This is a genomic window from Corallococcus sp. NCSPR001 (assembly GCF_017309135.1).
Taxonomy (GTDB): Bacteria; Myxococcota; Myxococcia; order Myxococcales; family Myxococcaceae; genus Corallococcus.
Genome location: NZ_JAFIMS010000002.1, coordinates 1,243,776 through 1,265,525, shown reverse-complemented (window position 1 = coordinate 1,265,525; position 21,750 = coordinate 1,243,776). Strand labels below are relative to the sequence as shown.

The 21,750-nt window shown below is 72.3% G+C and carries 19 protein-coding genes; 9 read left to right on the top strand and 10 right to left on the bottom strand.

What is annotated here, in order from left to right; all coding sequences use genetic code 11:
- Positions 1 to 92 precede the first annotated feature (92 nt).
- The 6 genes from JYJ93_RS07295 to JYJ93_RS07270 all read left to right on the top strand — a co-directional run bounded on the left by JYJ93_RS07295 (position 93) and on the right by JYJ93_RS07270 (position 7,373).
- Positions 93 to 791 carry a sigma-70 family RNA polymerase sigma factor gene (locus JYJ93_RS07295; protein WP_206787523.1) on the top strand — a complete coding sequence of 233 codons (699 nt, stop codon included), beginning with the start codon at positions 93 to 95 and terminating at the stop codon, positions 789 to 791.
- Positions 788 to 1,585: a hypothetical protein gene (locus JYJ93_RS07290; RefSeq protein ID WP_206787521.1), complete on the top strand. Its 798-nt coding sequence runs from the start codon at positions 788 to 790 to the stop codon at positions 1,583 to 1,585. Before JYJ93_RS07295 ends, JYJ93_RS07290 begins: the two co-directional genes overlap by 4 nt.
- Positions 1,582 to 3,312 carry a caspase family protein gene (locus JYJ93_RS07285; RefSeq protein WP_206787519.1) on the top strand — a complete coding sequence of 577 codons (1,731 nt, stop codon included), beginning with the start codon at positions 1,582 to 1,584 and terminating at the stop codon, positions 3,310 to 3,312. The genes JYJ93_RS07290 and JYJ93_RS07285 overlap by 4 nt, the downstream gene beginning before the upstream one ends.
- 93 nt (positions 3,313 to 3,405) lie before the next feature.
- Positions 3,406 to 4,737, top strand: coding sequence for a hypothetical protein (locus tag JYJ93_RS07280; RefSeq protein WP_206787518.1), 1,332 nt, complete (start codon positions 3,406 to 3,408; stop codon positions 4,735 to 4,737).
- A 61-nt stretch (positions 4,738 to 4,798) separates the two neighbouring features.
- Positions 4,799 to 6,496: a DUF6311 domain-containing protein gene (locus JYJ93_RS07275; RefSeq protein ID WP_242543703.1), complete on the top strand. Its 1,698-nt coding sequence runs from the start codon at positions 4,799 to 4,801 to the stop codon at positions 6,494 to 6,496.
- A gap of 109 nt (positions 6,497 to 6,605) precedes the next feature.
- On the top strand, positions 6,606 to 7,373 hold the full coding sequence (locus tag JYJ93_RS07270) for a VOC family protein (RefSeq protein ID WP_206787513.1): 768 nt from the start codon (positions 6,606 to 6,608) through the stop codon (positions 7,371 to 7,373).
- On the opposite strand, the gene larC is transcribed toward JYJ93_RS07270, so the two are convergent.
- The 8 genes from larC to thiL form a co-directional block, all read right to left on the bottom strand.
- The gene (larC, locus tag JYJ93_RS07265; RefSeq protein ID WP_206787512.1) at positions 7,351 to 8,529 is read right to left on the bottom strand and encodes a nickel pincer cofactor biosynthesis protein LarC; all 1,179 of its coding nucleotides are present in this window, start codon (positions 8,527 to 8,529) and stop codon (positions 7,351 to 7,353) included. The genes JYJ93_RS07270 and larC overlap by 23 nt on opposite strands.
- Before the next feature lie 6 nt (positions 8,530 to 8,535).
- Positions 8,536 to 9,288, bottom strand: coding sequence for a nickel pincer cofactor biosynthesis protein LarB (larB, locus tag JYJ93_RS07260; protein WP_206787510.1), 753 nt, complete (start codon positions 9,286 to 9,288; stop codon positions 8,536 to 8,538).
- 44 nt (positions 9,289 to 9,332) lie between these two features.
- On the bottom strand, positions 9,333 to 9,923 hold the full coding sequence (locus JYJ93_RS07255; protein ID WP_206787509.1) for a chemotaxis protein CheC: 591 nt from the start codon (positions 9,921 to 9,923) through the stop codon (positions 9,333 to 9,335).
- Positions 9,920 to 12,358 carry a chemotaxis protein CheA gene (locus tag JYJ93_RS07250; protein ID WP_206787508.1) on the bottom strand — a complete coding sequence of 813 codons (2,439 nt, stop codon included), beginning with the start codon at positions 12,356 to 12,358 and terminating at the stop codon, positions 9,920 to 9,922. Before JYJ93_RS07250 ends, JYJ93_RS07255 begins: the two co-directional genes overlap by 4 nt.
- Positions 12,359 to 12,426: 68 nt before the next feature.
- Entirely contained in the window at positions 12,427 to 12,795 is a 369-nt protein-coding gene (locus tag JYJ93_RS07245; RefSeq protein ID WP_014400067.1) for a response regulator, read from the bottom strand.
- Positions 12,796 to 12,866: 71 nt separating this feature from the next.
- Positions 12,867 to 13,289 (bottom strand): chemotaxis protein CheW, encoded by a 423-nt coding sequence (locus JYJ93_RS07240; RefSeq protein ID WP_014400068.1) that lies wholly within the window; start codon positions 13,287 to 13,289, stop codon positions 12,867 to 12,869.
- 50 nt (positions 13,290 to 13,339) lie between these two features.
- Positions 13,340 to 14,713, bottom strand: coding sequence for a methyl-accepting chemotaxis protein (locus tag JYJ93_RS07235; RefSeq protein WP_206787507.1), 1,374 nt, complete (start codon positions 14,711 to 14,713; stop codon positions 13,340 to 13,342).
- A 64-nt stretch (positions 14,714 to 14,777) separates the two neighbouring features.
- Positions 14,778 to 15,749: a thiamine-phosphate kinase gene (gene thiL, locus JYJ93_RS07230; RefSeq protein WP_206787506.1), complete on the bottom strand. Its 972-nt coding sequence runs from the start codon at positions 15,747 to 15,749 to the stop codon at positions 14,778 to 14,780.
- Positions 15,750 to 15,865: 116 nt separating this feature from the next.
- Between thiL and JYJ93_RS07225 the strand changes: the two genes are divergently transcribed.
- Positions 15,866 to 16,999: an aquaporin gene (locus tag JYJ93_RS07225; protein WP_330166758.1), complete on the top strand. Its 1,134-nt coding sequence runs from the start codon at positions 15,866 to 15,868 to the stop codon at positions 16,997 to 16,999.
- A gap of 218 nt (positions 17,000 to 17,217) precedes the next feature.
- Positions 17,218 to 18,543, top strand: a complete 1,326-nt coding sequence (locus JYJ93_RS07220; protein ID WP_206787505.1) for an MgtC/SapB family protein — start codon at positions 17,218 to 17,220, stop codon at positions 18,541 to 18,543.
- 32 nt (positions 18,544 to 18,575) lie between these two features.
- Here JYJ93_RS07220 and JYJ93_RS07215 read toward each other — a convergent pair whose 3' ends face one another.
- Both JYJ93_RS07215 and JYJ93_RS07210 read right to left on the bottom strand, forming a co-directional pair.
- Positions 18,576 to 20,069 (bottom strand): ATP-binding protein, encoded by a 1,494-nt coding sequence (locus tag JYJ93_RS07215; protein WP_206787504.1) that lies wholly within the window; start codon positions 20,067 to 20,069, stop codon positions 18,576 to 18,578.
- Complete coding sequence (locus tag JYJ93_RS07210) at positions 20,066 to 20,791, bottom strand: ADP-ribosylation factor-like protein (RefSeq protein ID WP_120561098.1); 726 nt, start codon at positions 20,789 to 20,791, stop codon at positions 20,066 to 20,068. Before JYJ93_RS07210 ends, JYJ93_RS07215 begins: the two co-directional genes overlap by 4 nt.
- A 270-nt stretch (positions 20,792 to 21,061) precedes the next feature.
- Between JYJ93_RS07210 and JYJ93_RS07205 the strand changes: the two genes are divergently transcribed.
- The gene (locus tag JYJ93_RS07205) at positions 21,062 to 21,601 is read left to right on the top strand and encodes a GNAT family N-acetyltransferase (RefSeq protein WP_206787503.1); all 540 of its coding nucleotides are present in this window, start codon (positions 21,062 to 21,064) and stop codon (positions 21,599 to 21,601) included.
- The last annotated feature ends 149 nt before the right edge of the window (positions 21,602 to 21,750 follow it).

The following is a 21,750-nucleotide window of genomic DNA, read 5'->3' as shown; positions in this document are numbered from 1 at the left end:
GCGTGTGGGGACGACCCGGATTTCGGGGTCATTTCGTATCTCATTTCCAGAAGGGGCCCGGCCGGGCGCCTCCATGAGACGGAGTATTCCGCGTGCTGCCTGGAACCGAGCGGTCAGTCTTGGAGGCCTTCCGCCGGGGTGACACCGCCGTGCTCACCCAGGTCTACCGAACCTATTCGCCGGAAGTGCTGCGCTACCTGTCCCGGCGCTTCTCCGTCCATTCAGAGACCGGCACCCGCTCCGTCGCGCTCACGCCCCTGGACCTGGACGCCGCCCACCAGGAGACCTTCGTGCGGGCCTTCCGCCCCCACATGCGCCAGGCCTACGACGGCGTGCGCCCCTACCTGGGCTTCCTGCTCACCGTCGCCCGCTCCACCGCCATCGACCTGATGCGCGCCTCCGGCCGCGTGGCCCGGGAGGCCATCCCCCTGGATGACGCGCCGGAGCTCACCCACGCCCCCACCGAGAACAAGAGCCCGGAAGAAGAGGCCCTGGGCGCGGAGGTCCGCTCCATCGTGCGCCGCTTCCTGGAGGCCCTGCCCGCCGAAGGGCGCGCCCTGGCCCAGCTGCGCTTCATGGACGGCCTGTCCCAGGAGTCCGCCGCCGACCAGCTCCAGCTCACCCGCGGCGAGGTGCGGGTGCGCGAGCGCCGCCTGCGGTTGCAGTTCACCGAACACCTGAAGGACTCGGGCTGGCTGGACAGCGATGTCGTGCCGGGACGCCTGCAATTGGGCGTCCTGCTCGCCACCCTGGCCCTGCTGTGCGCCATCCCATTCGGGAGCCTCCCATGAAGTGGTACGAGCGACATGTGGACGCGGGACTGACGCGCTGGTCCCTGGGGGAGCTGTCCGCCCCCGAATCCTCACGGCTGCTGCGCCACGCCCACGCCTGCGCCCGCTGCGGCGCCCGCTACGACAAGTGGGCCCGCGCCCACCGCGTCTTCGAGTCCGGCCAGACGGACACCCCCACCGCCACGGAGCTGGAGACCCTCACCGCCGCGGGGCTCGAAGCCGCCCTCAACGCCGCCTCGCCCCCGGACGCCGCCCCCGCCCGGTGGCCCACGCTGGCGGTGCTCGGCGCCACGCTCGCGGCCCTGTTCCTCGCGGTGGTGGTGACGCCCACGTCCGTGGGCCCCTCCACCGAGACCACCGAGCCCGAGTTCAGCGTCCGGGGGGCCGTGCATGACCCGGCGGTCGTGCCCGCCACCCCGGTGGCCCAGCCCGTCCTGCGCGTCTTCTGCGCGGCGCCCGGCCAGTCGCTGCGCGAGCTGCGCACCGGGGCCGCGTGCACCCCGGGCGCCACGCTGGCCTTCGCGGCGGGTGCCCGTCCGCCCTACACCCACGTCGCGGTGCGTGTGCGCACCGGCGGCCACGAAGAGGTCAACGGCCCCTTCCCGCTCAGCGGCAAGGCCGGCGAGGAGCGCCCGCTGGAGCTGACGGTCGCGCTGCCCGCGGGCGCCGATATGGCGGAGGTCACCGCCACGTTCTCCGAGCACCCGGCCGCCGCCCTGGCGGCCCTCCGTCAGGGCATGACGGAGGGGGTGGTGGTGCTCAGGCAGGAGGTCCGGGTAAAGGATTCTCCATGAAGAAGCTGGAAGTCCTCCTGGGGGCGGCGCTGCTGATGGCGGCGCCGGAGGCATTCGCGGACACCGTGCGGCGCGCGCTCGTCATTGCCCACAACGGCAGCGACGATCCCGCGCTCGCGCCGCTTCGCTACGCGGACGACGACGGCGTGCTGTGGGCGGAGACGCTCAAGCGGCTGGGCGTGGAGACCACGCTGCTCGTCGACCCGGACGAGCCCACGCGCAAGAGCGGCAGCCTGGTGCTGAAGTCCGCGCAGGCCCCCACGCGCGCCGCGGTGGAGCAGGCCGTGAAGCGGCTGCAGGCGGCGACGCTCGCGGACCGCGCGGCGGGACGCCAGACGGACGTGCTCATCATCTACGTGGGCCACGGCAACACGGACGACGCGGGCCGCGCCTACTTCACGCTCGCCGACGCGCGCCTGGACCGCAGCAGTCTCTACTCGGAGGTCGTGGACCCGCTGGGCGCGGACTACGTGCACGTCATCGCGGACGCGTGCCGCGCCTCCGGCGTGGTGGGCAGCCGCGGCGGGACGCCGGACGCGGCGGTGCTGGCGGAGCTGCGCGGGGTGCTCGCGCGCGAGCAACTGGCGTCGCGCCCCCACGTGGGCGCCCTCTTCGCGGAGAGCGAGGACGGCGAGACGCACGAGTGGTCCCGCATCCGCGCGGGCGTCTTCAGCCACGTGGCCCGCTCCGGCCTCCTGGGCGGCGCGGACATCAACGGCGATGGCCAGGTGGAGTACAGCGAGTTGGCGGCGTTCGTGGCCGCCTCGCTGCACGGCGTGAAGGGCATGCCCGCGCGCTTGTCCGTCAACGCCTTCGCGCCCACGGCCGAGCCCCGCCGCCCGCTGGTGGGGCCCGCGCCCGCGGGGCCCCGGGTCACCTTCCCCGCCGGCTTCGAGTACGCGCGCATCTCCGTGGAGGACGCGGACGGCCAGCGGCTGGTGGACGTGCGGCGCTCGAAGGAGCAGTGGACGCAGATTTTGCTGCCGCTGCGCGACGTGTACTGGGTGCGCACGCCGGACGCGGAGGCGCGCGTCACGCTGGCGCAGCTGTCCTCGGGCACGCCGGAGCTGCGCCCGCGCGAGCTTCAAGAAAGAGGTCCCGCGGAGGAGGCGCTCCGCCGGGGCCTGTTCGCCGTTCCGTTGGACCGGTCGTTCTACGACGAGTACGTCGCCGCCGTGGGGCTGGTGCCGGTGGACTTCACGAACCCCTTCCAGCCGTCCGTCATCGGAGGGGCGCGCTCCCCGCTGGCCGTGGCCGCGCCGTCCGACTGGACGTCGCGGTTGGAGCTGGGCCTGGGCGCGGGGCGCTCGCCGTTGGGGCTGGCGAGGTTCTCCGCCGGGCCCAGCCTGTCGTGGCGCACGCCGTCCTCCATGGACCTGCTCTACTACGGCGCGCGCGGGGCGTACGGCGTGACGCCGCTCGCGGCCCGGGACGGCATCCGGCTGCACCGCTTCACGGTGGAGGGGCTGGTGGGGCTGGAGCGTCCCGCGAACACGCCGCTGTTCGCGGAGGTGGGGCTGGGCTGGGGGCTTCTGGGCCTCACCGCGCCGGGCTTCCGGCAGGCGGACCCCGCGATGCTCACCGGCCACGTGGCCGCGGGCGTGACGGGGCGGTTCGCGGGCATGCCGCTGCGGCTTTCGGCCCAGGTGGGCCTGGATCGCGTCACCGCCAATGGCCAGACCGTCATGGACGGGCAGTACGGCCTGGAGATTTCCCTGAGGCGTTAGCGGACGCGGGCTGCCGGGCCCGGCCGTGTCCGTGCGTGGGTGCGCCACCGTGCGCGCCCACCGCGCCAACCTCGAGCCCTGACGGTCCTTCCCGTGTCCCGTTCCTTCCTCGTGTACACCGCGCTGTCGGGCGCCGCCGTGGCCACTGGCCTGCTGACCGGCTGCGACCCCATCTGCACGAATGGGGTCTCCAAGCCCGGGCAGGGCCAGGTGACCCGGAACGCCGCCGGCACCTGCGTGCAGCTCGTGGTGACCCGCCCCGACGCAGGGGAGGACGACGCCGGCTCCGATGGCGGTGACGGGAGCGAGCCGCCCGACGCGGGCGACGGGGGGGACGGGCCGGTCCTGGACGGGGGCGCGTGCGGCGCGGGGCGGGGCTGGACGTCGCGGGTGCTGGAAGAGGAGATCGACAACCTCACCGCCAGCTTCGTCTTCGACGCGCAGGGCGTGGGCCACTACGCCTATTCGAAGGACGAGCTCCTCTATGTCGGCACCACCCGGCCGGGTGACGTGCCGGTGCGGGTGGAGGGCGTGGCGCGCCCCTTTGAGATGTCCATGGCGGTGGCCGCGGATGGCACGCGGCACGTGATGTACGAGCAGGGCACCGCGGTGGGCTACGCGCACGACACGGGCGGGGTCTGGCAGGCGCGGCTGCTCGTCACCGGTTGGTCCACGGCGCTCGCCCTCGATGCCCGGGGAGAGCCGCACCTGCTCATCGGCCTGCTCGCCCCCCAGGTGGGCTACGTGCTTGGGACCCGCGACGCCCAGGGGAACTGGGTCATGACGCCGCTGGAGGGCGTCGGGCCCCGGGGTGACCGCGAGCGGATGGTGGTGGACTCCGCGGGGCACCTCCACATCGCGCTGGTGCGCACGCACGGCACGCAGAACCAGGTCGTGTACGCGAGCAACGCGTCGGGGACCTGGACCGAGGAGCCGCTGGACTGGTGGCTCCCCTTGAGCTCCCCGCGCTACCGCATCGCGCTGGAGGTGGACGCGGAGGGGCGGCCCTCCGTGGTGGGCTCCAACACCCAGGGGGCGTGGCTGTGGACGAAGGAGGCCACCGGCTGGAAGTCCTACGGACTGGGGGCCTACCTGAGCCGGGGCCCCGCGCTGGTGCGAAGCGCCCGCTCCCCGGACGTCCGTCACGTGCTGCTGGATGACGCGGACGTGAACGCGTTCGAGAACGGGAGCACCAGCCAGGTGTCCGTGCGGAAGCTCTACGGCACGTCCCCCGCCTTCGCCACACCGCCGTTCGTGCTGGAGACGCGGGACGGTGGCAACGCGTTCCCCGGTCCCTCCGCGCTCCACGTGGACGACCAGGACCGGATACAGGCGGGCTTCTCCTACGTGCACTACGAGCATCAGCCAGACGGCGGCGCGCCGCCGACGACGCGCGGCCTGCGCTACGTGCAGTTCTGCCCGTGAGCCCCACGCGGGAAGCGCGCGGTTGCGGGGCACGGAAGCGGGCGCCTACAGTCGCCGCGCCTTGAGCGAGTCCGTCCCCCTGAGCCCCCCGCCCTCGTCGTCCACCTCCCACCGGGCCCTCGTCGTGGCGCGCGCGCTGGCGGTGCTCGGCGGGCTGGGCTGGTTCCTGTGGCTGGGCGGCGGGCCGGTGCTGCCGCCCACGCGCATCGACTGGATGATGCGCGAGGACTGGGCCGCGCACATCTTCGGCTGGCTCTTCTTCCGCAACGCGGACTGGACGCTGCCCCTGGGCGCGGCGCCCAACCACTTCTACCCGTACGGCTCGTCGGTGGCGCTCACGGACGGCAACCCGTGGGCGGCGCTGCTCTTCAAGCCCCTGTCGCCGCTGTTGCCCGTGGACTTCCAGTACACCGGGCCGTGGCTGGCCCTGTGCTACGCGCTGATGGGATACTTCGGCGCGCGGCTGGTGGAGACGGTGTCCCCGCGCCCGGTGCCCATGGTGCTGGGCGGCACGCTGCTGGCGCTGTCGCCGGTGATGGCGGCGCGCTTCGGCCACCCCACGCTGTGCGCGCACTGGCTGCTGTTGGCCCTGCTGTGGCTCAACCTGCGGGACATCCCGGACGCGCGCGCCGCGACGCGGAGCCTGGGCCTGGCGGCGCTCTTCAACGCCATCGCGTCCGGCACCCATCCGTACTGGGTGGCCATGTTGATGCCGCTGACGCTGGCGCTCGGGGTGCGGCTCGCCTGGAGCCGGAAACTCGGCCCCGCGCGCGTCGCGGCGCTGTGCGCGGGCATCGCGGCGCTGGACGTGGGGCTGTTCGCCCTCTTCGGCTACTTCGGCGGCAGCGGGCTGGGCGCGGAGGGCTTCGGGGACTTCTCCGCGGACCTGGCCACGCTGGTGAACCCCATGGGCTGGGGGCGCCTGCTGCCGGACCTGCCCGCCGCGCCCCGGCAGGGCGAGGGCTTCGGCTACCTGGGCGCGGGGGCGTTGCTGCTCGGCGTCGTGGCCTGCGTGAGCCTGCTGGTGCGCATGCGGGAGGCGCGCACGCTGGACTGGCGCCGGGTGCTGCCCGCGGCGGTGGTGGTGCTGCTCATGGCCGTCTACGCGCTGTCGTCGCGCGTGACATGGCTGGGCCAGCCGGTGGCGGACCTGGGCGGGCTGTACGCGCCGCTGGTGAAGGCGACGAACGCGTTCCGCGCCTCCGGCCGTTTCGTCTGGCCGCTGCACTCCCTGCTCGTCGTGGGCGCGGTGCTGATGGTGGCGCGGCTGTGGCGCAACGTGCCCGCCGTGACCGTGGCCACGCTGACGGTGGCGCTGGCGCTCCAGGCGTACGACGTGCGCGAGGAGAAGAGCGCCCTCTTCAAGCCCGTGCGCTTCCATCGCCTGGCGTCCGCGGAGTGGGAGGCGCTGAAGGGCCCCTATCAACACCTGGCCCTCTTCCCGCCGCAGGCGCAGTGGGTGTGCCGCTATGACGAGCCGCTGGTGAACGCGCTGGCGTATCAGGCGTACCGGCTGAAGCTGACGTTCAACAGCGGCTACGCGTCGCGCACGCCGGAGGCGCTGGCGGCGGAGTGCCACGCGCGGCTGCCCTCGGGCGGCCTGGACGCGAAGACCGCGTATGTGGTGCCGCCGCAGCACGTGCGGCCCTTCCTCGACGCGGGCGCCCGCTGTGGACGCGTGGAGGACCTGATGGTGTGCGTGGCGGGCGGCAACACGGATGCGTTCGCGCAGGGGCTCGCGCGTCAGCCCATCCGTTGACACGAAGCGGCACTGAAAATCCTTTCAGTCCGCTTCGGATCCGCTGTTACCTTGCAGGTAGCCCCGGTCTCACACCGGGCGCACTGCGAGGGGAGCGACGATGCCTGCGATGACGAAGCACGCTGCGGGGACGGTGTCCTGGGTGGACCTGATGGCCTGGGACCTGGCGAAGGCCCAGGACTTCTACGGGGCGCTGTTCGGCTGGACGTTCCAGGAGGGCTCGAAGGAGAACGGCCACTACACCATGGCGTTCAAGGGGGCCCACCCGGTGGCGGCGCTGATGCCGCGTCCCAGCGACGCGCCGTTCCCTCCCATCTGGAACACCTACTTCGCCGTGGAGAGCGTGGACCGCTCCGTCGCCCGTCTGAAGGAGCTGGGCGGCAAGGCGATGATGGAGCCCATGGACGTCATGGACGCGGGGCGCATGGCCTTCTGTGCGGACAACACCGGCGCGCCCTTCGGCTTCTGGCAGCCCAACCAGTTCGCGGGCTCCGGGCTGGTGAACGAGCCCGGCGCCATGGCGTGGCACGAAGCCAAGACCCGCGACGGCGCGAAGGCTGTCGCCTTCTACAAGGACCTCTTCGGCATGACGGCGGACAAGATGCCGGACGACCGGATGCAGTACTGGGTCTTGAAGAAGGACGGCGGTGAGACGGCCGGCGTGATGCAGATGGACGACAAGACGCCCGCCGAGGTGCCGCCCCACTGGATGATCACCTTCGCCGTGGCCAACACCGACGAGGCCGCGGCCACCGTCACCGCCAGGGGCGGCAAGGTCATCATGCAGCCGTTCGATTCACCCTACGGCCGCATCGCCATCGTGGCCGACCCCGGCGGCGCGGCCTTCGGCGTCATCACCCTGGCGCGGCCGGCGTAAGGGCCGCCATCGCGGCGGCCATCACCTGCTTCACCGGCACGCCCGCGGCCCGGGCCAGCCGGACGCAGTCGTCGAACTCCGGGTGCGCGTTGAGCACCCGGCCGTCCCGCAGGCCCCGCTTCACGCGGACCCTGCCCCAGGGCGTGTCCACCTCCACGAAGTCGCGCTCCAGCGCGTGGCGCTCCACCCGGTGGTAGCGCACGCCCAGCGACGTGGACTCGTTCAGCATCGCGTCCACCACCGCCTCGCGCAGGCCGCCCTCCACCAGCGCGCCCAACAGGTGCGCCGGCCGGCCCTTCTTCATCACCACCGGGGACACCCACGCGTCCTTCGCGCCCACCTCCAACAGCCGCTCCACCAGGTACGCCAGGAGCTGCGGCGTGGCGTCATCCAGGTTCGCCTCCACCACCCACAGCCCTTCGGTGGCCTGCGTCTCCACGCGGCCCAGCGACGCGCGCAGCACGTTGGGCCGGTCGCGGAAGTCCTTCGTCCCCACGCCGTAGCCCACCTTCTCCACGATGAAGTCCGGCGGGTGGCCAATCTTCGTGAGTACCTTGAGCAGCGCGGCGCCCGTGGGCGTCGTCAGCTCGCCCACGCCCTCGAAGCGCACGGGCACGTCGCGCAGGAGCTCCAGCGTCGCGGGCACGGGGATGGGCATCTGGCCGTGCGCCACGCGAATGGTGCCGCTGCCCAGGGGCGGCGGCGCGGCGTGCACCTCCGGGTCGCCCAACAGCTCCAGCACCACGGCGGCGCCGCAGATGTCCACGATGGAGTCCACCGCGCCCACTTCATGGAAGTGGATTTCGTCGATGGGCACGCCGTGCACCTTCGCCTCGGCCTCGCCGATGGCGCGGAACACCGCCAGGGCCCGCGCCTTCGCGCGCTCCGGCAGCGTGGGCGCGGCCTCAATCAGCTGGCGGATGTCCGCGTAGGCGCGGTGCGGGTGCGCCTCCTTCGCGTCCAGCACCACGTCCAGGTGCGTGCCGCTGATGGCGTGGCGCACCGCGCGCGACACCGCCAGCTTCCAGCCCGGCACGTTGAGGCCGGACAGCGCCTGCGCGATGGCGTCCGGCGACACGCCCAGGTCGATGCCCGCCGCCAGGAACATGTCCCCGGCGATGCCGCCCACCGGCTCCAGGTAGAGGATGCGCCGCATGGCCTGTCAGCTCCGTCCCTTGGTGCGGGAGATGAGCGCCGCGTAGAAGCCGCCGCCAAACCCGTTGTCGATGTTCATCGTGGCCACGTTGGAGGCGCACGAGTTCACCATCGAGAGCAGCGCGGAGACGCCCCCGAAGTTCGCGCCGTAGCCCACCGACGTGGGCACCGCCACCACCGGGATGCCCACCAGGCCTCCCAGCGCGGACGCGAGCGCGCCCTCCATGCCCGCCACCGCCACGGCGACGTGGCACTCTTGAATCTCCTCACGCCGGCGCAGGAGCCGGTGGATGCCCGCCACGCCCACGTCGTAGACGCGCCGCACGTCCGCGCCCATGGCCTGCGCGGTGAGCGCGGCCTCCTCCGCCACGGGGATGTCGCTGGTGCCGCCCGTCACGATGGCGACGCGGCCCGCCTTCACCTTGCGCTGGGCCAGGTGGAAGATGCGCGCCACCGGGTGGTACTCGCCCTTGGGGAAGCGCGCCACCAGGGCCTCCGCCTTGTCCGGCTGCAGCCGCGTCACCAGCACCGTCTGCTTGCGCTCCACCAGCGCGCCGACGATGCCCAGCAGCTGCTCCACCGTCTTGGGCTCGCCCAGCACCACCTCCGGGAAGCCGAACCGGAGGTTGCGGTGCGTGTCCACCGTCGCGTAGCCCAGCTCCGCGTACGGCAGGTCCTTCAGCTTGCCCACCGCGTCGTCCAGGCTGACCTTGCCCGTCTTCACCTGGCCCAGCAGGGCCCTGAGCGCCTTCTCGTCCATGGGCGAGCGGTCTACCCCAGCCGCCCCCGCGCCTCCAGGCGGACCTAGAGTCCCAGCCGGGACAGGAGCGCCTGGGCGCTCCCGCGCTCCAGCACCAGCAGCATCTGGCCGCCCAGCGGCGTGGGGCCGGACGCCGAGAAGCGCGCCGCCAGCACCACGCCCGGCCCCGGCTCCACGTCCCCCAGCACGCCCGCCAGCACCGGCCGCACGGGCCCGCGCTGGAGCTGGGGCACGGAGGGCAACAGCCGCCAGCCCGTCAGCCGCCCGATGGCGGACAGGCACGCGCTGGCGAGGATGTTCGCGGCCTCGGCCAGGGCGCTCTCGCGCTCCTCGGGGGACGCGGGGTGGCCTCGCAGCAGCGCGGACTCCAGCGCCTCGGCGTCCCCGGACGGCATGGCCAGCACCAGCGCGCCGCGCAGCTCGCCCGTCATGCCCAGGCGCACGGCGACGGCCGGGGCTTCGTCCGCGAAGAGCGCGGGCCCCTGGGCCGCGTCCGTGACGCGCACCTCGGGGACGGACAGGTCCACGCGGCCACCCACCAGCCGGGCCAGGGCGTTGGCGCCGTGTCCACAGCCGATGTTGGCCACCTCGCGCAGGGCGTCGAGCTGCGCGTCACTGGGCAGGGGGGGGCTCACGCGGTCAGTAACCTCGGGACGTCCAGGATGAACACGGGACGACCGCTGCCCAGGATGGTCACGCCGGACAATCCCGGCAGCAAGTCCAGGGGGCGGGACAAGGGTTTGAGCACGACTTCCTCCTGCCCCAGGAGGCGATCCACCGCCAGCGCCACCTTGCCGGTGCCGGCGTCGCCCTCCATCACCACGAAGGGCCGGTAGCCGGGCCTGGGCGTCGCGGGCACGCCCAGCAGCGCCTCCAGCGCGTGCACCGGCAAGAGGCCGTTGCCGTGCGGCAGGAGCGCCGTTTCACGGCTCCTGCTCAGGGACTCGGGATCCGCCTCCGTGGCGCCCACCACCTTGGCGATGGGCAGGCCGAAGACCTCCTCGCCCACCTCCACGAGGAGCAGGTGTACCACGGCGACGGTGAGCGGCAGGCGCAGCGTGAAGGTCGTGCCCCGGCCGCGCTCGCTGTCGATCTCGAGCGTGCCGCCCACGCTCTCCACCACGCGCTTCACCGCGTCCATGCCCACGCCGCGGCCGGAGATGTCGGTGATGTCCTTGGCGGTGGAGACGCCCGGCAGGCACGACAGGAGGAACGCGTCGCGGTCCGCCATGCGCTGGGCGGCGTCCTCGGTGATGAGCCCGCGCTTGAGCGCGGAGGCCTTGAGCTTCGCCGGGTCCATGCCCCGGCCGTCGTCCTCGATGTCGATGATGACGCGATCGCGGGCGCGGCGCACGGTGACGGTGACGCGGCCTCGCGCGGACTTCTTCGCGGCCGTCCGCTCCTCCGGGGACTCCAGGCCGTGGTCGATGCAGTTGCGCAAGAGGTGCAGCAGCGGGTCCGCCAGCTCGTCGAGGATGGCGCGGTCGAGCTCGATTTCAGCGCCGGTGATGACCAGCTCCACCTCGCGCTCCTTTCGGCGGGCGAGGTCGCGCGCGGCGCGGGGCAGCCGGTCGGTGATGAGCGACAGCGGCGTCATGCGCGCGCTCATGACCTTGTCGTGCAGGTCCTTCACCAGCGTGTGCAGCCGGTAGACGCCCTCCTCCAGCGCGGGGCGCGTGTTCTCCGGCAGCACCTTGCCCACCTCGCGCAGGCGGGCGGTGGCGAGCATCAGCTCCCCCACCGTGTCGAGGAAGTAGTCGAGCAGCTCCGTGCGCACGCGCACCGTGCGGGAGCCCGCGTCCGCGGTGGCGCGCGCCGGGTCCGACGCGGGCGCGACGACGGGGAGCACGGGCGGCTCCGGGACGGCCGGAGCGACGGAGACGACCTCCACCTCCGCCACGTTGCGAAGGGCCGCCTGGATGCCGGCGTCGCCCACGCCGGTCTCCACGTCCACCTGGATGTAGCCGTCCGGGATGCGACCGGCCTTGAGCTCCTCCAGGGGCGGGCGCAGGTCCACCAGCGTGCCCAGGGAGGACAGCCGCTTGTGCACGAGGAACGCGCGCACGCCGGGCACCTGGCAGGTGGGGGAGATGCGCAGGCGCACCGACCAGCGCGGCGCGCCGGACTTGCCGTCCGCGACGCTGGTCACGGCCTTGAGCCCGGAGGCCAGCGCCACCACGGAGGACGAAGGGTCGCTCTCCGGAACCACCGCCAGGGACCGCGCGCCCGGGGCGCCGTAGAGCGCATCCGGGCCGCTCAGGTCGCGAGGCGGCATCAGCGTGGCCGGCGGCATCACCGCCAGGGCGGAGGGCACCGCCGCGCTGGAAGCGGCCGGAGCGGCTGTCCCCGATTCGGAGGCCCCCGGAGTCGAAGGCGCGACGCCACCTGACGCGGAGGCTCCCGAGGCCGACGCACCGGCTCCAGCCGCTCCGGCACCCGAGGCCGAAGCTCCGGCCGCGCCGCCTTGCGTCCCCGAACCCGGCGCACCGGCCCCCAAGGCACCGGCCGCACTGCCCGGCGTCCCCGAACCCGGCGCGGGCCCGGCGGAGCCGCCCGGCGTCCCCGAACCCGAGGCACCCGAAGGGCCCTCGCCGCCTCCCGAGCCCTCCCCGTCGTCTCCTCCGGACGGGGTCGCGGGCTTGAGCGCGTTGACCTGGGCCACACGGGTCGCGGCGGGGGCGTGGCCGGTGAGCGACTGCACGCGGGCGCTCAGCTGCTTGAGCAACCCCTCCGCCTGCTCCGGCTCACGGTTGGACGACACGGCGCGCACCTGGGCGGTGAGCGTGTCCGTGGCGTTCAGCAGCAGGTCCACCAGGTCCCGGTCCAGGAGCTTGCGGTCCTGCCGCACCGCGTCCACCAGGTCCTCCACGCGGTGCGCCAGCATCGCGATGGGCTCGAAGCCCATGGACGACGCCATGCCCTTCACCGAGTGGGCGTGCCGGAACATCGAGTCCACGGTGCTGGCGGTGGCCTCGCGCTCCAATTCCACGAGGTCCCGCCCGAGCGCCTCCAGGTGCTCGGTGGCCTCCGAGATGAAGAGGCCCAGGTACCGGGACATGTCCATCGTCATGACCCGGCACCTCCTTCACAGGCGGACAGGGCCGCGACCCGGGCGGCAGCGGCCCCGTGTGCGCCGATTCAGGCCTCGCCCAACACCTTCTTCACGACCGCCAGCACGTCCTCCGCCCGGAACGGCTTGACGATGAAGTCCGAGGCACCCGCCTCGATGGCCTCCATCACCAGGCTCTCCTGCCCGAGCGCCGAGCACATGATGACGACCGCGCTGCTGTCGGCCTTGATGATTTCCCGCGTGGCTTCAATGCCACTCTTGAAGGGCATCACGATGTCCATCGTCGTGAGGTCCGGCTTCAACTCCTTGAACTTCTCCACGGCCTCCAGGCCGTTGGCCGCCTCACCGACGACCTCGAACCCTCCAGACGCAAAGATGTCCTTGATCATGTTGCGCATGAAGATGGCGTCGTCGACGACCAGCACCCGCTTAGCCATGTGAAGAACTCCGCCTCCGTTTCAGGCCTAGAGGGAGCGCACCCTATCACCGGCCGTTTCCGGGGGGCTACTCACTTGGAGGGAGTGAACAAGGCAACGACCGCCGCATCAAGTCCTTCCGGATCCAGCACGGTCACTCCCAGACCGCCCAGGCGGGCAACGCCGCGAACCGCGGGCATGACCTTGCCCGGCGCGGCGCTGACGCGCTCCACCGCCTCGATGCCATCCACGTCCGTGACCAGCAGTCCCAAATCCCTGCGACCCCGGTCCAGTAGCACGACACGGCACAGGGGCGTGGGACCTTCTGGCAGGTGGAGCAGCTGGCGCAGCTCCACCACCGTCACCACCCGGCCCCGCAGGTTCATCACCCCGGTGATGGCGGCGGGGGCGCGCGGTACACGGGTGTAGCGCTCCGGGGGAACGACGACCTCCCGGACGGCCGACAAGGGCAACCCGTAGCGTTCCTTCTCGACCCGGAAGATGACGTGCCGCACGGTGAAGGCCCTGGTGCCGGAAGGCGGCGGAAAGGCGGGGGATGGGGGCTTCAGGGCCCCAGGCGGAAGCTGCGCACCACGCTCTGCAGCTCCACGGAGAGGTTGGTCAGCTCGCTCGCCAGCGACGTCATCCGCGACACCGCGGCCGTCTGCTCCTGGATGACGGCCTGGATGGCCTCCGTGGAGCTGGCGTTGTTCTTCGCCACGAGCTTGATCTCCTCGATGGCCTTCACCATCTCCTCGCTGCCCTTCATCTGGTCGCGGGTGCTGTCGGAGATGAGCGTCACCTTCTCCGCGCCCTTGCGGGCGGTGTCGGTGATGGCCCCCATGGAGCGCATGATGTCGGTGAGGTCCTCACGGCCCTCCGCCAGCTCCGCGATGCCTTCCTTCATGGCGCTGACGACGGAGGTGGACTGGCCGGAGATGTCGCGCGCCAGGCGGGAGATCTGCTCCGCGGAGCGGCCCGCGCTCTCCGCCAGCTTGCGCACCTCATCCGCCACCACCGCGAAGCCGCGGCCGTACTCGCCCGCGCGCGCCGCTTCGATGGTGGCGTTGAGGGCCAGGAGGTTCGTCTGCTGCGCCACCTGGGTGATGGCGTCGACGATCTTCGAAATCTCCTGCGTCTTCTCGCCGAAGGCGAACACCTGCTGGCTGGCGGACTCGATGCGGTTGAAGACCTTCTTCACCTTGTCGCCCGCGAGCCGCGCCGCCTTGGAGCCGTCCTCCGCGCTGCTGCTGGTCTCCGCGGACGTGCGGGCCGCGTCCAGGGCGCTGGCCGCCGTGCGCTGGATGCTGCCGGCCATCTCCGTGATGACCTTGGAGGCCTGGGACACCAGCTGCGACTGGGTCTCCGCGCCGCTGGCGATCTTGTCCATCGACGAGCCCACCTCCTCGGTGGACCCGTTGACGTTCTCCGCGCTGCGCTGAAGGTCGATGGCGGTGTCCGCCACGCTCTTGGCGGTGTCTTGAATCTTGCCCACCAGCTCGCGCAGGTTCTCCTGCATGCGGGAGATGGCGCCCGTCAGCTCGTCGATTTCGTCGCGGGTGCTGTGCACCTCCGCGGCCACGGGCTTGGACAGGTCGCCCTGCGAGATTTCAAAGGCGGAGCGGCTGAGCACCTTCACGCGGGTGACGCGCGCCAGGAGCGACGGCAGGAACGTGGCGCCACCGAAGGTGATGAGCACGCCCACGCCCACGCGGATGATGAAGCTCCAGCGGCCCCAGGACGCGTCGAAGAGGCTCTCCGTGCAGAGCAGCCACGTGCCCAGCAGCAGGCCCAGCAGGATGTAGCCGGTGGTGATCTTCCGGTGCAGGGACTGCTCGCGAACCGCCTTGGGACCCTCGACGGCGCGCAGCAGTCGCTGCACCGGCTCGCGTCGGGGGGTGAGGCCGGAGGAGGGGTCGTCGCGAAGGGGGCGGCGCACGGAGTGCTTTCAGCGGGAGGGGCGGAAAACAGCCCAGGGGTTTAGCCTTGCTGTCCGGTACGGGTCAATCATCCGGCCGGATCTGCCTGCTTGACCGGGCGAAGTGATCGAATCCGGATGGAGGGGTCAGAACATGCCCCCCGGCGTCTCGGATTCGCAATGTCCGCTCCCGGGTGAGCACTCCCACGCGCGTCACCTCCTGCCCGGCGCGGGCGCACGCGCGCTCGAACGCCTGCATGCGTGAAGGTGGGACGGCGAGCAACAGCTCGTAGTCCTCCCCTCCCCGCAGGGCACCCTCCGGCCCCAGCGCCGCGCGCACGGCGGGTGACAGGGGCAGCCGGTCCAGTTCCAGCTCCGCGCCCACCCGGGACGCGGTGCACAGGTGGCCCAGGTCCTGCGCCAGGCCATCCGACACGTCCATCCCGGCGGAGGCGAAGCGCGCGGCCAGCCTCCCCAGGGCGACCCGGGGCTCGGGGCGCCGCTGGCGTCTCACGGCCGCGCTCCGATGGCTACCGGGGACGCCGGCCTGGAGGTGCTGGAGCCCCAGGCGCGCGTCGCCCAGGGTGCCGGAGACATAGAGGAGGTCTCCGGGCCGGGCGCCCGCGCGGGTGATGGGCGCGTGGGACAGCTCGCCGGTGACGGTGAGGGTGACGGACACCTCGCGCGCGGAGGTGAAGTTGCCGCCCACGAGCATGATGCGGTGGGCCTTCGCGAGCGCGGCCATGCCCCGGCCCAGGGCGGAGACTTCGCGAGCGGGGAAGTCCCGGGGCAGCGCGAGCGCGCAGACGAACCAGCGCGGCGTGGCGCCCATCGCGGCCAGGTCCGACAGGTTCACCGCGAGCGCCTTGTGGCCGATGTCCGCGGCGGAGAACGTGGCGCGGGTGAAGTGCACGTCCTCCACCACTGCGTCGGTGGTGACGCACAGCGCGCCCTTGGAAGGAGCGAGCACGGCGCAGTCGTCTCCCGGGCCCACCGGCACTCGCGCGCGCGGGAAGCAGGCGAGGAAGCGTTGGATGAGGTCGAACTCGCCGGGCATGCGGCACTGAAGACCACGCTCGCGCCGGGGGACGCAATGACGACCCGCGAACGCGAGCGCGAGATGGGGGCGCGCGGCGTTGACGGTGTCGGACCGCCCAGGCATAGGACTGGGGAGTGCCCTCTTCCTCCACACCCATGGACCTGCGCCGCCGGCTGGTGACGGAAGCGCTGGGCTGCGGGCTGCTGGTGGTGGCGCTGGAGGGGTCGCACCACGTCGCGGAGCACCTGGGCGCGAGCGCCACGGAGGGACGCCTCTTCATGTCCCTGTCCTGCGGCGCGGTGCTGGCGTGCCTCTTGTGGGTGCTGCGTCCGCTGTCGGGCGCGCACCTGAATCCGGCGCTCACCTTCGCGGACGCGCTGGGGGACCGCACGCCCTGGCGCGAGGTGCCGCTGTACGCGCTGGCGCAGCTGTCCGGCAGCCTGGTGGGGCGGCTCATCGCGCACCGCATGTGCAATGAGCCGCTGCTGCTCACCGCGAGGGTGCCCGCGGCGGACGGGGCGCGGTTCCTCACGGAGATGGTGGCCACGTTCGGGCTGCTGGTGGTGGTGCGGGGCTGCGTGCGCACGCGCCCGTCGGCGACGCCGCTGGCCATCGCGGGGTACGTGGCGGCGACGGTGTGGTTCACGGACTCGCGCTCGCTGGCGAACCCGGCGCTGGTGCTGGCGCGAGCGGCCAGCGCCCACGTGGGCGTGATGAGCCCGTGGGAGGTGGAGTCCTTCGTCGCGGCGCAGCTTTTGGGCGCGGCGCTGGCGGTGTTCCTCTTCCGGTGGCTGCTGGGCGGCACGCCGAGGCCGGCGCCCACGGCCGTGGAAACGGTCGTCTTCGAGTGCGCGGAAGCAGGGCCCGCGCACCTGGCCGCCGCCCTCTTCAACACGCTGGCGCACCCGGACCGGGCGCGGGCGGTGGTGGCGCCGCCGCCGGGCTCGGGGCTGGATGACGGGCCGCCGCCGGCGGTGGAGGCGCTGATGCGGGAGGCGAACCTGCGCGCCGCGCCCCTGCGCGACCGGACCGTGCCCGCATCGCACTACGTCCTCATCGACGTCGCGGACCATGCTCCCGGCATGGACGCGCGCGTGCGCGAACGCTGGTCGCTGCCCGCGCTGTCATTGAAGGACGAGGCCGGAGTGAAGGCGTTGCAGGCGGCGCTGCGGCTCCGGCTGCATCAGCTCCTCGCGCGCCAGGGCTGGGAGCGGCTGCACGTCATCAGCGGCGGCCCTGCCCCTGAAGGCCCCCGCGCCCTCACCTGACGCGGAGGGTGCGTCCTTCCGGAGAAGAGCCCACTCTTCCCGCTGGGCCTGCCATCGGCGGAGCCCCAGCCGAACCTGTCCGACTGTCGGACAGGTTTGGAACGACCGCGCCGGGCGGGAGGGCCAGGCCTGATGGTTCGAGGGCTTCGCGCGTGACGGGGTGCGGCGTTGACGTCCGCCCGACAGGCGAGCAGAGAGAGATGGGAGAGGGTTTCCGCATGATCGAAGGTCTTCCCCCCGTCGTCGCATGGCCGCCGCTCCAGACGCTGATGCGGCTGACGCTCGCGCTCGCGGTGGGCCTGTTCGTCGGGCTGGAGCGCGAGTGGCGCGGCAAGGAGGCCGGTCTGCGCACGTTCGGCTTCGCGGCGCTGCTGGGCGGCATGGGCGGCCTGCTGGGTCCGAACTTCGCGCTGCTCAGCCTCGCGCTCCTGGGCGTGCTGCTGTGCTTCCTCAACTGGCAGTCCCTGCGCGCCAACGGCGGCGCGGAGCTGACCACGTCCGCCGCGCTGCTCGTCACGGGCTTCACCGGCGTGCTGTGCGGCCTGGGCCACACGGTGACGCCCGCGGCGGTGGGCGTGACGACGGCGGGCCTGCTCGCGTGGAAGGAGCGGATGGCCACCTTCAGCCACAAAATCACCGCCGAGGAGCTGCGCAGCGCCATCCTGCTGGCCATCCTCGCCTTCGCCATCTACCCGGTGCTGCCCGCGCAGCCGGTGGACCCGTGGGGCCTCATCGAGCCGCGCGCCGCGTGGGTGACCGTCATCCTCATCGCGGCCATCGGCTTCGTGAACTACCTGCTGTGGAAGATGTTCGGCACGCACGGCGTGGAGGTGACGGGGTTCCTGGGCGGGCTCGTCAACAGCACCGTCACCGTGGCGGAGCTGGCCAACCGCGTGCGCGAGACGTCCGGACGCCTGCTCGACGTGGCCTACCGGGGGGTGATGCTGGCCACCGCCGCCATGGCGCTGCGCAACGCCGTGCTCCTGGGGCTGCTCTCCTTCCGCGCGCTGGTGGACTCCGCCATCCCGCTGGTCCTCATCCTCCTGTCCAGCACGGGCCTGGCGCTGGTGCGCTCGCGCAAGGAGGCCACGCCCGGCGCCGAGCCCCCCGCCCTGCCCCTCAAGTCGCCCTTCTCCCTGCCGTCCGCGCTGAAGTTCGGCCTCATCTTCCTGGCGCTCCAGGTGGTGGGCACGGTGGGCCAGACGCTGCTGGGCCGCTGGGGCTTCTACGCGGTGAGCGCCGTGGGCGGCCTGGTGTCCAGCGCGTCCGCGGTGGCGTCCGCCGCGTCGCTGTGCGCCAACGGCACCATCTCCCCCACGACGGCCGGAGTGGGCGCCATCATCGCGTCGCTCGCCAGCGCCGCCATCAACTTCATCCTCGTGGCGCGCGTGTCGGAGCAGCGCTCGCTCACGCTGCGGCTGGGCCGCGCGCTGGGCGTGGTGATGCTGCTGGGGCTCGTGGGCGCGCTCGTGCAGACGCGCCTGCCGGAGTTCCTCCCGAACAACCCGGGCGGCCCGGGGCTCATCGAGCCCCACCATCCCTGACCGCGTCAGAAGCGGTCTGGCTCCGGCGACCGCTAGAAGCGGTCTGGCTCCGGCATGGGCGGCGCGGCGGTCAGCCCGCCCTGCATGGGCGGGTGCAGCGGCAACTGGACGATGAAGCGCGAGCCGTGGCCGAACTCGCTCTCCACGCGCACCCGGCCGCCGTGGCCCTCCACCAGGCTCTTCACGATGGCCAGGCCCAGCCCCGCGCCGCCGAACTCACGCGTGGAGCTGCCGTCCACCTGGTAGAAGCTCTGGAAGATGCGCTCGAACTCCTCGGCGCGGATGCCCACGCCGGTGTCCTCCACGCTGATGCGGTAGCCGGGCACGCCCAGCTCCTGCTGCATCGCCGCGTCCGACAGCGTCACCTTCACCCGGCCACCCGCGGGCGTGAACTTCACCGCGTTGGCCAGCAGGTTCACCACCACCTGCCGCAGCTTGTCCAGGTCTCCGGCGAGCCGGGGCTGCGGCGTGTGCGGCAGCCGCACCTCCAGCTCCAGGCCCTTGCGCTGCGCCTGCGGCAGCACGCTGGAGACCGCCGTCTGGATGACGTAGCCCGGATCCACCGGCGCCATGGACAGGCGCAGGCGCCCCGCTTCAATCTGGCTCAGGTCCAAGAGCGAGGAGATCATCGAGAGGAGCGTCTCGCCCTTCTCCACGATGGTGCGCACATACTGGAGCTGCTCCGGGTTGAGCGGCCCCGCCAGCCCTTCCGCCATCATCTCCGAGTAGCCCAGGATGGACGCGAGCGGCGTGCGCAGCTCGTGGCTCACCGTGCCCAGGAAGGTGGACTTCAACCGGTCCAGCTCCTTCAACCGCGCGTTCGCCTGGAGCAGCCGCGCGTTCTGCGCCTCCAGCTCGCGGTGCACCTCCAGCGTGGACTCCAGATGCAGGTGCGTGGCCAGGTACGCCTTCTGCCCGCTGGCGACGAGCGCGCCCAGCACCTGGCCGAAGTGCCCCAGCACCTGCGCGGCGGTGCGCTCCGGCACGCGGCGCACGCGGCCCAGGAGCTCCTGCGCGCGCTCCAGGTCCAGGCCGTGGATGCTGGTGAGCGTCTCCGGGAAGTCCGTCAGCTCCTCCGGCGTGAAGGGCCCCAGGATGACCCGGCCCAGGAGGTCGCCGTCCCAGCGCACCGGCATCACCACGTAGCGCAGGCCGGTGAAGCAGGTGAGCGCGATGAGGCCCGCCGCTTCGGAGACGTCTCCGTCCGCCACGCGCCCGCCGGCCTCCGGCAGCACGGGGCCGTCCTTCACCCGGCCCACCATGGCGGTGCACGCGTGGCGCCCGTCCGGGAAGGAGAAGACGTAGGCGCAGAAGTCGCCGTGGCCCACCTTCACGTCCGCCAGCTTGTTGCCGCGCGTGTCCAGCACCTTGATGCCCACGCGGTACAGGTCGCTGAAGCCCTTCACCACCTCCGTGAAGGATGGCAGATCCAGGAGGTCCCCCAGCGACAGCCGCCGCTGGAGCGCGGACTCGCGCCGGGGCGCGCTCGCGGTGTTCCGGGGTCCTCCGCCTGACGCGCCGCTCATGGCGCCCTCCCGCTCTCCCTGCCGCCAGGCATGGCGCCAGGGCCGTACCGCCCCTCCAGCGCCGTGCCGCTCAGGTCGATGTGACGGAAGATCTGCCCCAGGAACTCCTCTTCGCTCAGGCCCACGTTGCGCGACAGCTGCGCCCGGCCCTCCAGCGCGCGCCAGGCCGTCTGCACCACGGCATGGAAGGTCTCCACCACGCCCTCGCCTCGCACGGCCACGGAGCCCACCACCGGCTGGCTGCCCCGGCGCTGCACCTCCGCCAGCTCCTCGTCCGTCAGGCTGTCGGGCAGGTCGCGCTTGTTGAACTGGATGACCACCGGCACCTGCGTGGGGTCCAGCTCCATCTCCCGCAGGTTCTCCTGCAGGTTGCGCCAGTAGGCGTTGTTCTCCTGGGCCGCCCCGCGCCGGCTGTCCGCGATGAAGACCACCGCGTCCGCGCCCTGGAGCACCACCCGCCGCGTGGCGTTGTGGATGACCTGACCGGGCACGGTGAAGAGCTTCACCTTCACCTTGAAGCCCGTGGAGGTGGAGAAGAAGACGGGCAGCAGGTCGAAGAAGAGCGTCCGGTCGTCGTGGGTATCCACCGACAGGAGGCGCCCTCGCACGTCCGGCCGCGCTCGCGCGTGCAGCTTGCGCAAGTTCGTCGTCTTCCCGCTCAACCCGGGGCCGTAATAAACGATCTTGAGCGTCAGCTCGCGCTGGGCGTGGTTGAGTTGCAAGGGGCAGAACTCGGACCGAGGGGGACCCGGACAGGGGTTTTATAATGGCCCCACGCTCCGCGCGGAAGGCCGCTCGCAGTCCAGACGGCGGGGCGGAACGCGTCTTCCCGGAATGACGCTCCCGCCGACGGGGGTTCGAGTAGTTCCTGCTCCCCGCCTGGGAGGAGGACGTCTCCCCACACTGAAAAGAGGACAATGCGCGCGGAATGATCGCGTGCATGGGTACGGGGGGACCGGTTAGGATCGCGGACGCGACGGAGGAGCAAGGCGATGACGATGAAGCAGGTGGACCCTGGCGTCGAGGTGGCGGCCCCCACGCCGGTGCTGGATGGAGCGACGCTCCCCAACGATCTTGTGACCGGGGTCAAATTCGGTCCGCCCACCGACGAGGACCTGACCACGGTGTCGGCCCTGCGCGCCAACTCCGAGCCCTGGAAGGGGCGGGGTGAGACGCAGGAGGAGAGCCTCAAGGCCCTCACCCAGCTGAAGCCCTTCCTCCACGTGGCGCGGCTGCAGAACCAGGTGGTGGGCTACGTGACGGTGGAGCGCGACGGTCCGGTGCCGGGCGCGGCCTACCTGCGCAACATCGTGGTGAAGCCGGAGCTGCGGCGCCACGGCGTGGGCGCCATGCTGCTGGACAAGGCGCTGGACGCGGCGCGCGACATGTACCGCAAGACCATCGCGCTGCGCGTGGATCCGGCGAACGCGCCGGCGGTGGGCTTCTACCGCAAGGCGGGCTTCACCACGGTGGCCACGGTGGTCTCCAAGAAGTCCGGTAAGCTGCGGCTCCTGATGTCGCGCGAGCTGTAGTCCTCAGCACCCCAACGAAATCGGTTGGACCCGACGGGAGGGGCCCTCGCACGGCCGCTCCCGTCGTGCGTTTGGGCCCATGCCCCCAGGGTGACCTGGAGCGTGGCGGTCGACTATCCTCGCGGGAGTTTCCACCCCGCCGGGCCTGA